Raw genomic sequence first — 14321 nt, forward strand, 5'->3', positions numbered from 1 at the left:
GCCAGGCAAAGAGGATTTTATTAAATCAGCCACCTGCCAATTTAACTTTCATCCCTTTAGCTTCTAACAGTTGTTTCAATAAATCCCGCTTATCGCCCTGAATTTCAATGACGCCATCTTTGACCGAACCACCACAGCCACATTTCTTTTTCAATTCAGCGGCTAGCTTATCCAGAACCTCATCATTGCCGTCAACACCTGTTATAAGGCTAACACCTTTACCTTTACGTCCACTGGTTTGGCGCTGTATACGGACAATGCCATCGCCCTTTGGCCGCTCAACCTTGATCTCAGGTTCACTGATCCGGCCACTGTCAGTCGAATAAACTAACCGGCTATTATCATTGCTCATGAGGCCACCTTTGTCAGTGACGCCAATATTTCACGCAGCGTTTTTTCCGGATCAAGCGACTGGGTAATTGGGCGACCTATTACCATATAATCAACACCTGCGGCTACCGCCTGTTCAGGTGTCATGATCCGCCGCTGGTCACCGACCTCACTGCCTTGCGGGCGAATACCTGGGGTGACGAGCGAGAAGTCAGCACCACAAACTTGTTTCAAACGCACCGCTTCATGGGCCGAGCACACCACGCCATCCAAACCGCAATCCCAGGTCAGCTTCGCTAATCGCTCGGCCTGCTCAGCCGGACTGATAGTAATACCGATATCCCGCAGATCTTCGCCATCCATGCTGGTCAGCACCGTAACAGCAATCAGTAAGGGAGCTTGTGCGCCATAAGGCAACAACGCTTCTTTCGCCGCCGCCATCATGCGGGCACCGCCACTGGCGTGAACATTGACCATCCAGACACCCAACTCTGCTGCCGCAGTCACGGCACGCGCGGTAGTATTAGGGATGTCATGAAATTTCAAATCAAGAAATACGTCAAAACCGCGCTGATGTAAATCGCGGATAAGCTGAGGGCCGTACAACGTAAACATCTCTTTGCCCACTTTTAACCGGCAATCCTGTGGACTAACCTGATCAGCAAAGGCTAACGCTGCGTCTTTATTGGCATAATCCAACGCAACAACAATCGGGGAGGATATTGAGCCACGGTTATTAGTTTTAGTTGCGGACGTCATTCTTCAGCCTTCTTCAGTCAGTAATTGATGATAACGTTCGCATTCTACAGGGTGTATCACTGAAATTACAGTGTTCAGGCGGGTGTTGACTCTCCATTTGTTATGCTGCGACAGGTGGCATCCATCAAATCTTATCGTCCACATACCTATTTACTATTATTAAGACAAGATAAGTCATTGGGATTTTTTAACCCACGTAAATAATTTCATCTAATCTTCCAACTTATTTCTTTTTTCCCAAGAATCATCTAGAAAATCAACAAACTCCAAAAAGAAATTAGAGCGGAATTTATTCTGTTTCCGTAGCATAAATACTGGGGTTTTTGACAACTTCCAATCTGGCGGTAACCTAACTTGAATATGACAATAATGCGCCTGAGTGGCTCATATGACGCTGTATCTGCCCTGTTTGCGGCGTTCCTCCAGCTTTTAGAGCGTATTGGTATACCTCATTGTGAATTTTTTATGATACTTGTGTTATTCCCTGGACAGTTGCTCTTTCCTCGCTTAGCTTGGTATTTTCCCTAAGTTGAAGGTTATATGATGAGTGAGATATCTACCTTAACCATTAAAATTCCTCTGGAATTAAAAGAAAAAATCAAAACTGCAGCATTAGAAAAGCAGTTTTCTCTCAGCACTGAAGTCTGCGAAAGATTAGCGCAAAGCTTTGAGGCTGATATTAAGGGGAGTAAAGGTAGTAGTAAGAATGCCAAGTTGCATCACAGTGAAATCGACAATCAAGATGTAGAAGAGATTTCAGAACAGCCGCTAAGCCAGAAAGAATTGAAAAAACTGCGCCAATTGCTGAAAGACAGTGTGAGAACCGCTCAAAAGAAAAAATAAACTGTAGTAGTGCTTCATCACAACAGCTAACAACCGGGTGGACCCGTTCACCCGATCTTATTAGCAGAGAACATCACTCCCCTCTAATCTGACGATTCCCCCTACTGCCCATCTAATCCTCTTATAGGCTTAACTGATGCCCAAGCACGACAAGATGGACAATGCCAATAGAGTGAGTGGGCGGTGAAACCACACTTATGGCAACGGTAACGTGGTTTGGTTCGAATTTGCTCACCAACCATGTCCCGTAATAGCAATAAACTCTCTTTTGCACGTCCTTCTTCGGCATCTGCTAGATGGTAATCCATTAGACGATAAAAACCGCGCATCGTCGGATGGCGCTGTAGTTGGCGATTAATATACGTTTGCGCGACATCATGCCCTTCCTGCTGTTCGAGGATCTCTGCCAACATCAGTTCAGCAGCAGCACCGGTATTATCTTCCACGCAGCGTTTAAGAAAATGAGCCCAAGCCTGAGGCTGTTGCAGGTGTTGGTAACATTCACTGAGCATCGGTAATGCTTCACTGACGACTTCTTTATCTTGCTCCAGTACTCGCTCCAGCGCTTCGACGCCTTTGGCATACTCACCTTTAGCAAGATGCACACGGCCACGCATAATAGAAACCCGAGCACATTGTTTATCAGCAGTTGCCGCTTTTTTCAGTAGCCCCATGGCCTTATCCAGATCGTCACTGCCCATTGCTTGCAACGCAAGTTCACAATAGAAGTGTGCAATTTCCAGACGCTGATTATCTTTGCCCATCTTGACCAATTTTTCCGCAACTTCAATGGCATTATGCCAATCACTGGTTGCCTGATGAATTACCAATAATTGTTGTAATGCGCCGAGCCGAAAATCTTGTTCTTCAACCAATTGGTTGAACATATCTTCTGCCCGATCATATAAACCTGCAGCCATATAATCACGACCGAGTTGCTGAATAGCCAACAGCCGTTGTTCAAATGTCAGGGATGCACTCTCCATTAAGGCTTGATGGATACGAATGGCACGATCAACTTCACCGCGTGAGCGGAACAGATTCCCCAAAGTGAGATGAGCCTCAACCGTGGAACTGTCTTCTTTCAACATTTCGAGGAAGAGATCGACTGCTTTATCTTGCTGGTTCGAGAGAAGGAAGTTAACCCCAGCCACGTATTCACGTGACAAGCGGTTAGCATCCTGTTGCTTATCCTGCTGAGCGCTTCTACGCCCCATATACCAACCATAGGCGGCAGCAACGGGTAACAGCAGAAACAGCATTTCTAACATAGAAAATTATTCCTTGTTGACAGCAGCTGTGGACACAAGCGTGCTTTGCTCAACTGGCTGTTCAAGCTGAGTTTCAAGACGTTTAATTTTCCGCTCTGCGCGGCCCAAAGAGATCCGTATCCGCAGATAAAAAAGCCCACAAATGACCCAGCCTAGCACCAGCCCGGCCGCAAAAAGCGTTGCCAATAGCGTAGACAGCTGATATTCACCTTGAGCTAATAAATAGTTAAAGGCGACTACTTGATCGTTATTGGCCCCTAACGTGACTGAAATCACGAAAACCACCAGTACTAATAAAAAAATCAGCAAATATTTCACGTTTTTTCCCAAAGGCCGAATCAACCTGATGAATTATGCCAAAAATGTGGCGTCCTTACTCAATAAATTAGCACTTCCTTACCCTGCAAAGAAACCCTGCACAAAGATAAAGCACCAAGCCCCTCCTTGAGAGGCATTATTTTACGTTACTGAACATGAATAATAACCCATTGCTTAGCTTTACTCATGCCCCCGTTTTTCGCTCTCTTTTTGTTCTTGTAACGGAATATCCAGAAATCCGAACCCATGCTGGACTAATCCACACGTCACAGCGGCCAAGACGCCACTGATTAGCGTCGCGGCAATCAGGTCCTGCGGCCAGTGCATACCTAAAAATAAGCGGCTCGCCATAACACCCTGTGCCCATAACATCAGTAAAACGACTGTTTTATAATGTCGCCGTGACCATAGTAGCCCTACGGCTAATAATGCCCACGTGGCCGCAAATACAGTATGCCCTGATGGGAAAGAGAACCCGGTTTCAAACTGCCAGTGACGGCTCAACCAAGCAGGAATAATTGATTGGTCTTGTAACTGCTGCCTGACTAATTCACTGCGTTCTGCGCGTGGCAAAGAATAGAAAAGGCGGTTATTAATATGATGCTCGGCTTCAAGCCATGCAACAAATGGCCGAGGTTCCTGTACCTGCTCTTTAATCAGCGATTTTACACCTTGGCCAAGGACAATTACTGTTCCTAATACCACAAACAGCCCAATAGCAGGCTTAAGACGAACACGCAAGCACCACAAAAACCAGCTACAGAGCAACACACTGGTCAGTATGCCCCAAGGCGCGGTTACCATTTCTGTCACCCAAAAAAAGCCTTTTAACCACGTGTTATTTCCCCCTGGTTGCCACTGCCAGCCGGAAAGCCATATCGCTAACGTTGGCAATAATAAAATAAACGTTCCGATAGTGACTCGTTTTGCCATGTTATACATCAGGGGTCCTTTTCTTTCTTTTTCGTGCTATTGAGGAAATAATAAACTCACATTAAGTCAGTATTTGTTTATCACTACAGACAAATCTATACTACCTCGCCTGCCATTACAGATTACATTGATGTAATAGCTAAATAATATAAGTAATGCTAGTCAATTGATAAGATACATAAATTTCTCTAGTTAACGGAATATAGGCACATAATGTATTTCCCTCTTCACCTATCGCTGCTTTGTTGAACAGCAGCCAACTAAAACTTATGGCAATATAGCTAATAGTTATCACGGAAAATTTTTTATTTAACCCTTTATACCTAAAGTAATTGCAGTAGCCGTTAGGCGGTGCACAAGCGAGCCATTATGCGCTATTTATGTCAGTACCTTAGCCACTCACTGCGCTGCCACTCTCCAAGTAGGAAGGTATATATCTGGTTAAAATGGTCATCCGGCAATTAGGATGCGCCACAACATACTCTAAGAGCCTAAGTCATAATATGAACAATGATATGCAGCTAAAACGTGTAGCAGAAGCAAAATTACCCACTCCTTGGGGTGACTTTTTAATGGTCGGTTTTGAAGAATTGGCTACCGGGCATGACCACCTGGCCTTGATATTTGGTGATATCTCTGGTGATGAACCGGTTCTGTCCCGTGTACATTCTGAATGCCTTACTGGTGATGCGTTATTTAGCCTGCGTTGTGACTGTGGTTTTCAGTTGGAGGTTGCACTTACGCGTATCGCGGAAGAAGGCCGTGGTGTGCTGATTTATCATCGCCAGGAGGGCCGTAATATTGGCTTGCTGAATAAAATTCGTGCTTATGCATTGCAGGATTTAGGGGCTGATACGGTAGAAGCTAATCATCAGCTTGGTTTTGCTGCGGATGAACGTGACTTCACACTATGTTCTGATATATATAAATTGTTAGGCATCAAAGCCGTTCGTCTGCTGACCAATAATCCTAAAAAAGTCGAAATCCTCACCCAAGCAGGGATCAATATCGTCGAACGTGTGCCGTTGATCGTGGGCGAAAACCCAAAAAATGAACATTATCTGGCAACCAAAGCGGCCAAAATGGGGCATTTGCTCACCAAATAATCGGTACCGGGTGAATCCCTAAATAAGAATAAAGGGTAGGATCAATAATTATACCTACCCTTTAAATGCTGATAACCTCTGATGGCTCGGTCCGAATGACACTTTTGTCGCTCAACCATATAGCTAACAGTGATGTTATATAGCTAGCAAGGATTCACCCAACACCCCATCCACTACAGCATTTTGCGGATCACATAGTGCAAAATGCCACCATTCTCAAAATAAATCAGTTCGTTCCCTGTATCGATACGGCAACGGGTATTGACCACTTGCTGCTGCCCATCCGTATAAGTTATCGTCACTGGCACCATTTGCCCTGGAGCAAGATTTTGCAGTCCACTGACACTGATAGATTCATCACCAGTCAGCCCTAATGTTTTACGATCGACCCCCTGTGGAAACTCTAATGGTAAAATCCCCATTCCAATTAGATTTGAGCGGTGAATCCGTTCAAATGATTCAGCGATAACAACCCTAACACCGAGTAAACGCGGCCCTTTCGCAGCCCAATCACGGCTGGATCCTGAGCCATACTCCTTACCGGCGATCACCGCCAGAGGCACGTTTTCTTGTTGATAACGCATAGCTGCATCATAGATAGGCATCTCATTTTGCGATGGAATATGACGTGTTATCCCCCCTTCAATACCGGGGACCATTTCATTTCGAATACGAATATTAGCAAACGTACCGCGCATCATTACTTCATGGTTGCCCCTACGGGAACCATAAGAGTTGAATTCCTTAATTTCCACACCGCGATCACGAAGATAGCGGCCCGCAGGGCTGTCCAGTTTGATATTACCCGCTGGTGAAATATGGTCAGTTGTCACCGAGTCAGCCAAAATCGCCAGAATACGCGCATCATGAATATCCTGCACAGGATCCGGCAATGCCTTCATATCTGTAAAGAAAGGGGGTAGCCGAATATAAGTGGAGTCTTGTTGCCACTCATAAGTGGGGGTACTTTCTACTTGAATTGCTTGCCAGTTCTCATCACCATTAAATACTTCAGCATATTCCTTACGAAACATCTCCGTTTTAACTTCCTCAACAGCTTTGGCGATCTCAAGTCCGGTTGGCCAGATATCTTTTAGGTAAACCGGTTTACCTAAAAGATCATGACCCAGCGCATCCTGGGTTAAATCTATATTCATATTCCCTGCCAGGGCATAAGCGACCACCAGTGGCGGTGATGCCAGCCAGTTGGTTTTCACCAGAGGGTGGATGCGACCTTCAAAATTGCGGTTACCGGAGAGTACCGCGCTGACCGTTAAATCCCCCGCTTTAATAGCGTTTTCTATTGGCTCAGGTAAGGGCCCTGAGTTACCAATACAAGTCGTACAACCATAGCCGACTAAATTGAACCCCAGATTATCCAGATAGCGGGTTAGACCAGCCGAATTAAGATACTCGGTCACCACTTTAGAACCTGGAGCCAACGAGGTTTTCACCCATGGTTTGGTTTTCAGCCCTTTTTCAACCGCTTTTTTTGCCAATAATCCAGCCGCCATTAATACACTGGGGTTTGACGTGTTTGTACAGGATGTAATGGCTGCAATCACCACCGCGCCAGATGCCAGTTCATGAGTTTTACCATTAAGAGAGAAAGCAACGTGGTCAGCTTTATCTCTCTTATTGTTGAACTCCAGTTCCTCAAACGCTTTAAATGCCGATGGCACTTTAGGTAATGCGACCCTGTCTTGTGGGCGTTTTGGCCCTGCTAAACTGGGTTCTACTGAACTTAAATCCAGCGATAATTGGCTGGTAAAGACCGGCTCATCACCAGGATAACGCCATAATCCCTGCGCTTTACTGTAGGTTTCAACTAGCGCTATTTGCTCATTGCTGCGGCCGCTGAGGCGCATATAACTCAGGGTCACATCATCCACAGGGAAGAAACCGCAGGTTGCACCAAACTCAGGAGACATGTTGGCAATGGTCGCGCGATCAGCCAATGGTAAGTCAGCTAACCCATCACCATAGAACTCGACAAACTTACCAACGACCCCGTGCTTACGTAGCATTTGTGTGACCGTCAATACCAGGTCAGTCGCCGTGATCCCCTCGCGCATTTTACCGGTCATTTTAAACCCGACGACATCAGGGATAAGCATTGATATGGGCTGACCTAACATGGCAGCCTCAGCTTCGATACCACCAACTCCCCAGCCGAGTATCCCCAAGCCATTGATCATGGTGGTATGGGAGTCCGTGCCAACCAACGTATCCGGATAGGCAACCTGCTTATCACCTTGCTGTTCATGCCAAACGGTTTGTCCCAGATATTCAAGATTAACCTGATGACAAATACCCGTTCCTGGTGGGACTACGCGAAAACGGCTAAATGCTTTTTGCCCCCAGCGTAAAAAGATATAACGTTCGTGGTTACGTTCCATCTCTAAGCGTACGTTTTCACCAAACGCTGATTTATCGCCAAACTCATCCACGGTCACGGAATGGTCGATCACCAAATCCACAGGTGACAACGGGTTAACTTGTGCCACATCACCGCCTAGTCGTTGGACTGCCTCACGCATGGCAGCCAGATCCACTACTGCGGGAACACCTGTAAAATCTTGCATTAATACTCTAGCAGGGCGGTAGGCAATTTCTCTATCGGCATGCCCGGTTTGTTGCCACGCGACAATGGCTTTTAAATCCGCCTCCTGAACTTGTACCCCATCCAAGTGACGTAGTAAATTCTCCAGCAGCACTTTCAACGATTTAGGTAACCGGTTGATGTCACCCAACACTGCCGCCAATTGCGGCAGGCTGTAGTAATAATACTCGCGGTTAAGGGCAACCAATTTAGTCATACTCGTTTTACACAGATCCAACGACATAGTGCCTCCATTGTTTCTTATAAGTTTTATAAATCAATGTACTATCTGGCTGTCTCTCTCAGTAAGGTTGATACCCGGCATACTTCAAGTTGCATATATGTTGGCTGTCTTCGTTCAGCCCAATCACTTACTGGTGTAAGCTCCTAGGACTTACTCAGTTGCCGCCTTCCTGAAACTCGAATTATTTAGGGTCTATAACCCTAATGTTATGAGGTCTAGCTTAAATATAACACAAAGAAATGTTAACATTTCAATAACAACAGTGTATGTTCGCAGTGATAGGTATAACCTAAGATGACGATAAGCTAAGGTAATTATAGCGAGGCTATGTTTAGCACCCTTGGAATATTTTTATACTTATATTGTTAATGTAAGGAGAGTTCATACTCCTCGGCATCTAATTTGAAATAATCAATGGGGAGCAGGTCAAAATAACCATCCCACTTAAGCTCTTGATTCTCTGGATATACAAACTCTAGTTTTTTATGTGGCTCTTCAATATTATTTTTTTGCTTAGAAAACTCCTCCAACAGGGCAATATCTTCATCACTTACCCACTCGTCATCATCAAAATTGATATCTGAATCGGTAATTTGATTATCAATTTTATTCTCTTCATATTGTTTTATGACATTCCTCCATATATTGCGTAGAATATCATAAGGGTTAAATATTTTGTTTAAATAGGAGGCAAATTCGTCATTGAAGTTTATAGATAGCTTTATATCTAAATTGTGTAAATAATCATTATCTCCTGCCATGTTAATCTGACAATAAATGTCAATAACTGGTTTACTCACTTGAGTATTATTTTGAGCTGAACTGCTTGTGCCGCAATGATTTTCAGCACTATATGCATAAGTAATATGTTGATTAATCACTATATTATCTTTTGACTTATTTTCAACATTAATATTCACAGAATGGGGACATTGCAGGGGTGAGTTTATTTCCTGCAACTGATCACGCACACCGATCTCAACAAGCGGACAGGTACTGGCTAAGTGAGTAAATGCCTCTTTATCATATTTACCTGTGGTTTTATCTATCATTGCTTGTCTAATTCTATTATCCAGCACTACATATTTTGGACTATTTTCCTTCTCATCAGTGTTATTAACAGCAATATTTATATCATGTAGTGCAACAGAAGTTTCTTTAGCATCATCGTTAATCGGTGTAAGGATACTGAGTGGTACAAAATCAGTGAGGCGAGGAAACATATTAACTCCATTTATTATTAAGTTTTCTATTTAATACGGAGTGAAATAATAGACCTAAAATATTGTAATGACTTTCAATTTTTACCGGCTAATCAGTAAATAAAACTTATTATATCTTAAGCTGGCAGATACCGCCCACAATGAGATAGATTAACGGAAAAATCAGATAGGAGAGAATATCGTAATATTAATATGAAGCAGAAGGGGCAAGACTCTCCTCCTCCACTATCGCGTCTTAAGCTCACGGTGAAGCGTGGGTTATGTACGCAATTTCTACACACGTGAGCACTCGACTTCTTTAGCTAACAATAATAAATTGTTAGCTAACTCACTTCGTCGGCAGTTTAATATCTTTAAACATGGCCTCTATATCCTCATTAGAGCGCAATGCAACCGCCTTATCGACCACATCACGAGTTAAATGTGGGGCGAAACGCAGGATAAAGTCATACATATAACTCCGTAGGAACGTACTACGACGAAAACCAATTTTAGTCGTGCTGTAGGTAAAGATATCTCTGGCATCAACTGTCACCAAATCAGGATCCTGAACCGGATCAACCGCCATACTAGCGATAACCCCTACCCCTAAACCTAAGCGTACGTAAGTTTTAATCACATCTGCATCGGTCGCAGTAAACACAATGCGCGGCGTAAGGCCTGCGCGATTGAAAGCAGTATCTAACTCGGAGCGCCCCGTAAAACCAAAGGTATAAGTGACGATAGGATATGCTGCCAACTCTTCAATGCTCACATGTGTTTTACCTGCTAATGGATGATCAGGTTTTACAACGACTGCCCGATTCCAGTGATAGCACGGTAACATGATAAGGTCGTCATAAAGATGTAATGCTTCGGTGGCGATGGCGAAATCGGCATTCCCCTTAGAGACTGCCTCGGCAATCTGCGTGGGAGATCCTTGATGCATATGCAGAGACACGCGAGGATAACGTTCAATAAAACCTTTAATAACATTAGGTAAAGCGTAACGTGCCTGTGTATGGGTGGTCGCCACATACAATGAACCTTTATCCGGATAGGTATGTTCACCTGCAACAGCTTTGATGGCATCCACTTTCGACAAGACTTCACGGGCAATACGAATGATTTCCAGCCCTGCAGGGGTTACCTGCGTCAGATGTTTACCGCTACGGGCAAAAATCTGGATACCTAACTCATCTTCCAGCATTCTTACCTGTTTGCTGATCCCCGGTTGCGAGGTGTACAGGCCTTCTGCGGTAGAAGACACATTAAGGTTATGGTTAACAACCTCAACAATATAGCGAAGCTGCTGCAATTTCATATCTATACCATCCTAGGTTGAATAACTGCGGGGAAATCCACAGTTTGGTATATCGGTATCGCACCGGTATGCAGAAAAGTTATTACCTGAACCCCATAAACTGCATGATACCAGGTTGGTCAGCATGACCTTATAATAACTCCAGGTTATAAAAAAATACTTTATATAACTATTATATCATTTCATCAGCTACTGTATAGAACATATACACAAAAATAATAGCGGGTTTTAACAAATGCAGGTAACGACTCGGGAGTGATAACCTGGAAAGATTACCTAAGACTATAAAGCACTTGGATAAATTAGCCCAATAAAAAACCAGCCGTTGAGGCTGGTTTTTACTGAGGTAAGAAGTGACAGACTACACAGAGCCTGAACATCTACTTTAGGTTAAGTTTATTTTTTTGCCTCAACCCATTTGCCATCAATATAGAAAGCTGACCAACCTGTTGCTTTGCCATCTTTCTCTGATGATACATACTGTTGCTTCGTTTTACGGCTAAAGCGGACCATGGTTTTATTGCCATCTTTATCGGTCACGGGGGCATCAGCCAGATAACGCAATTTTTCAGGCAAACGGTCTTTGAAGCGAACCAATTCTTCTACCATCGGAGCACGGGTTTCACGCGATTTAGGGAATGTATTGGCTGCCAAGAACACGCCAGCTGCGCCATCTCGTAGGACGAAATAAGCATCTGATTTCTCGCAAGGTAACTCTGGCAATGGCACCGGATCTTCTTTCGGTGGTGCAACTTCACCGCTGCGCAGAATCTTGCGGGTATTCTTACACTCGTCATTGGTGCAGCCCATGTACTTACCGAAGCGGCCCATTTTCAGGTGCATTTCAGAACCACATTTCTCGCACTCAACAATCGGGCCTTCATAGCCTTTGATCCGGAACTCACCCGCTTCGATTTCATAGCCATCACACGCTGGGTTATTCCCGCAAACATGTAACTTACGTTGATTATCGATAAGGTAGCTATCCATCGCAGTACCACATTTCTGGCAACGGCGGCGAGCACGTAATGCGTTAGTCTCCGCATCATCACCCTCCAGAATATTCAAAATCTCAGCGTCCGGCACCAAGTTAATGGTGGTTTTGCAGCGCTCTTTAGGCGGCAATGCATAACCGGAACAGCCAAGGAACACCCCAGTACTCGCAGTACGGATCCCCATTTGACGGCCACAGGTTGGGCAATCAATGCTGGTCATCACCATCTGATTCGGGCGCATCCCCCCTTCTTCAGGGTCTTTTTCCGCCTTTTCAAGCTGCTCGCTGAATTCCGCAAAGAAGCCATCCAACACAGTTTTCCACTCAGCCTGATCGTTGGCTACCTGATCCAAACCGCTTTCCATTCGTGCCGTGAAATCATAATTCATCAGCTCGCGGAAGTTTTCTTCTAAGCGGTCTGTCACTATTTCACCCATTTTCTCTGCGTAGAAGCGACGGTTTTCTACCCGCACATAGCCACGATCTTGAATGGTCGAAATAATAGAGGCATAAGTCGATGGACGGCCAATACCCCGCTTTTCCAGCTCTTTTACTAATGATGCTTCACTATAACGAGCCGGTGGCTTGGTAAAATGCTGGCTCGGAATCAGTTTTTGTAAGTCTAAATCACTGCCCACTTCAATCACCGGCAAGGTGCGATCTTCATCACCTTTACGCAGCGCTGGCATAACCTTGGTCCAACCATCAAAGCGCAATGTGCGACCTTTGGCTCGCAGTTGGAAATCACCCGCCTGCACTGTTAGTGTGGTCGAGTCATATTTGGCCGGAGGCATCTGGCACGCCACAAACTGACGCCAAATCAATTGATACAGCCTCTGGGCATCCGCTTCCATATCTTTCAACTGCTCAGCTAACACATTGACATCTGAAGGGCGGATGGCTTCATGCGCTTCCTGCGAATTCTCTTTACTGCTGTATTGGTTAGGCGTTGACGGCAGATACTTATCACCAAAATTATCGCCGATATAACCACGCACCATCGTCAATGCATCCTGACTCAAATTAGTCGAGTCGGTACGCATATAGGTGATATGACCCGCTTCATACAGGCGCTGTGCCATCATCATGGTTTTTTTCACACCGAAACTCAGACGGGTACTTGCCGCCTGCTGTAAGGTGGAGGTAATGAATGGTGCGCTGGGCTTACTGCTGGTCGGTTTATCTTCACGATCCAACACCTTATAACGGGCATTTTCCAGTAACGTCAGCGCTGCATGTGTTTGCTCACGATTTACCGGTTTAAATGGCTTGCCATGGGCATGAGTGACTTCCATTTGGATCGGAATATCACCTTTAGCCAATAAATCTGCATGCAACTCCCAATATTCTTCAGGAACGAATGCCTTAATCTCTTTTTCACGTTCAACCACTAAGCGCACAGCAACTGACTGTACACGGCCTGCTGACAGGCCACGGGCAATTTTCTTCCACAGCAGTGGAGAGACCATATAGCCAACAACCCGATCCATAAAACGCCGGGCTTGCTGTGCATTTACACGGCTGATGTTCAGTTCACCAGGCTGATTAAACGCCTGCTGAATCGCATTCTTGGTGATTTCGTTAAAGACAACGCGGCTAAAACGTTTATCGTCCCCACCTATGACTTCCCGCAAATGCCAGGCAATAGCCTCACCTTCGCGGTCAAGGTCGGTTGCGAGATAGATATGATCCGCGTTTTCCGCTAATGCTTTCAGCTCAGCAACCACTTTCTCTTTGCCAGGCAAAATTTCATACTGCGCTTTCCAGCCATGATAAGGATCGACTCCCATACGGTTAACTAAGGCAACCTTTTCGTCTTTCTTCACTTTCTTTTTGGGTTTATCGTCTTTTTTGGCTTTTTCTTCAGTTGAGTTAGCGCTCTTTTTACTGGCTGAGCCACTGGTCGGCAAATCACGAATGTGACCGACGCTGGACTTAACCACGTAATCATTCCCTAAGTATTTATTAATAGTTTTGGCTTTTGCCGGGGACTCAACTATTACGAGAGCTTTACCCATAATTACCTTTACCTAAATTATTTCTTCTAAAAGAAGGTTTTTATCTTGCTGTGCCGCAGCATTCTGAATCTCTTTTTTATATTGCGGTACTTTTTTAGGATATCAACCTGTTTTTTTGATCGGGGCACAAAACTGTACATTTCGAGTCTTACCTGAAGATCCCGCAAATTTTTTGTCTGTGCTCAAAGTTTAAGCTGTGATCTTGCCTAATGGCGTCAACAAAACCTTCCACCTGATAGTATAAAATCCCACACTGTACCTGATAAAATACGCCACGCAACCTAATTAGCTCGGAATATGAATTTATCTAATAGTAGTTATAGAGTAGCCAAATACTCGAATAAACCTTAGTCGGTTTGCGGACAAATGCTAACCCG

At 44.7% G+C, this 14321-nt stretch carries 11 protein-coding genes and 1 pseudogene; 2 read left to right on the top strand and 10 right to left on the bottom strand.

Going from position 1 to position 14321, the window contains the following annotated elements; genetic code table 11:
- Nucleotides 1–25: 25 nt before the first annotated feature.
- Nucleotides 26–352 carry a stress response translation initiation inhibitor YciH gene (gene yciH / locus AC971_RS15965; protein WP_025383890.1) on the bottom strand — a complete coding sequence of 109 codons (327 nt, stop codon included), beginning with the start codon at nucleotides 350–352 and terminating at the stop codon, nucleotides 26–28.
- Entirely contained in the window at nucleotides 349–1089 is a 741-nt protein-coding gene (gene pyrF / locus AC971_RS15970; RefSeq protein WP_025383889.1) for an orotidine-5'-phosphate decarboxylase, read from the bottom strand. Before pyrF ends, yciH begins: the two co-directional genes overlap by 4 nt.
- 543 nt (nucleotides 1090–1632) lie before the next feature.
- On the opposite strand from pyrF, the gene AC971_RS15975 reads away from it, so the two are divergent.
- Nucleotides 1633–1932, top strand: a complete 300-nt coding sequence (locus tag AC971_RS15975; RefSeq protein WP_025383888.1) for a hypothetical protein — start codon at nucleotides 1633–1635, stop codon at nucleotides 1930–1932.
- A gap of 101 nt (nucleotides 1933–2033) precedes the next feature.
- Here the strand turns inward: AC971_RS15975 and lapB are convergent, their stop codons facing one another.
- The 3 genes from lapB to pgpB all read right to left on the bottom strand — a co-directional run bounded on the left by lapB (nucleotide 2034) and on the right by pgpB (nucleotide 4463).
- Complete coding sequence (gene lapB / locus AC971_RS15980; RefSeq protein ID WP_025383887.1) at nucleotides 2034–3203, bottom strand: lipopolysaccharide assembly protein LapB; 1170 nt, start codon at nucleotides 3201–3203, stop codon at nucleotides 2034–2036.
- A gap of 6 nt (nucleotides 3204–3209) precedes the next feature.
- Complete coding sequence (locus AC971_RS15985; RefSeq protein WP_025383886.1) at nucleotides 3210–3521, bottom strand: LapA family protein; 312 nt, start codon at nucleotides 3519–3521, stop codon at nucleotides 3210–3212.
- Nucleotides 3522–3701: 180 nt separating this feature from the next.
- A complete protein-coding gene (gene pgpB, locus AC971_RS15990; protein WP_025383885.1) occupies nucleotides 3702–4463 on the bottom strand; it encodes a phosphatidylglycerophosphatase B in 762 nt (253 codons plus the stop codon).
- Between the two features lie 506 nt (nucleotides 4464–4969).
- On the opposite strand from pgpB, the gene ribA reads away from it, so the two are divergent.
- A complete protein-coding gene (gene ribA / locus AC971_RS15995) occupies nucleotides 4970–5560 on the top strand; it encodes a GTP cyclohydrolase II (RefSeq protein ID WP_038402705.1) in 591 nt (196 codons plus the stop codon).
- A 173-nt stretch (nucleotides 5561–5733) separates the two neighbouring features.
- Here the strand turns inward: ribA and acnA are convergent, their stop codons facing one another.
- The 5 genes and pseudogenes from acnA to AC971_RS25225 form a co-directional block, all read right to left on the bottom strand.
- Nucleotides 5734–8406 carry an aconitate hydratase AcnA gene (gene acnA, locus AC971_RS16000; protein ID WP_025383883.1) on the bottom strand — a complete coding sequence of 891 codons (2673 nt, stop codon included), beginning with the start codon at nucleotides 8404–8406 and terminating at the stop codon, nucleotides 5734–5736.
- A 365-nt stretch (nucleotides 8407–8771) separates the two neighbouring features.
- A complete protein-coding gene (locus AC971_RS16005) occupies nucleotides 8772–9629 on the bottom strand; it encodes a hypothetical protein (RefSeq protein ID WP_025383882.1) in 858 nt (285 codons plus the stop codon).
- Between the two features lie 328 nt (nucleotides 9630–9957).
- Nucleotides 9958–10932: an HTH-type transcriptional regulator CysB gene (gene cysB, locus AC971_RS16010; RefSeq protein ID WP_025383881.1), complete on the bottom strand. Its 975-nt coding sequence runs from the start codon at nucleotides 10930–10932 to the stop codon at nucleotides 9958–9960.
- A gap of 396 nt (nucleotides 10933–11328) precedes the next feature.
- Nucleotides 11329–13944 (bottom strand): type I DNA topoisomerase, encoded by a 2616-nt coding sequence (gene topA, locus AC971_RS16015; RefSeq protein WP_025383880.1) that lies wholly within the window; start codon nucleotides 13942–13944, stop codon nucleotides 11329–11331.
- A gap of 26 nt (nucleotides 13945–13970) precedes the next feature.
- Nucleotides 13971–14251, bottom strand: a pseudogene (locus AC971_RS25225) (hypothetical protein).
- Between the last annotated feature and the right edge of the window lie 70 nt (nucleotides 14252–14321).

The sequence above is a fragment of the Yersinia similis genome (genome assembly GCF_001053095.1).
Lineage (GTDB): Bacteria > Pseudomonadota > Gammaproteobacteria > Enterobacterales > Enterobacteriaceae > Yersinia > Yersinia similis.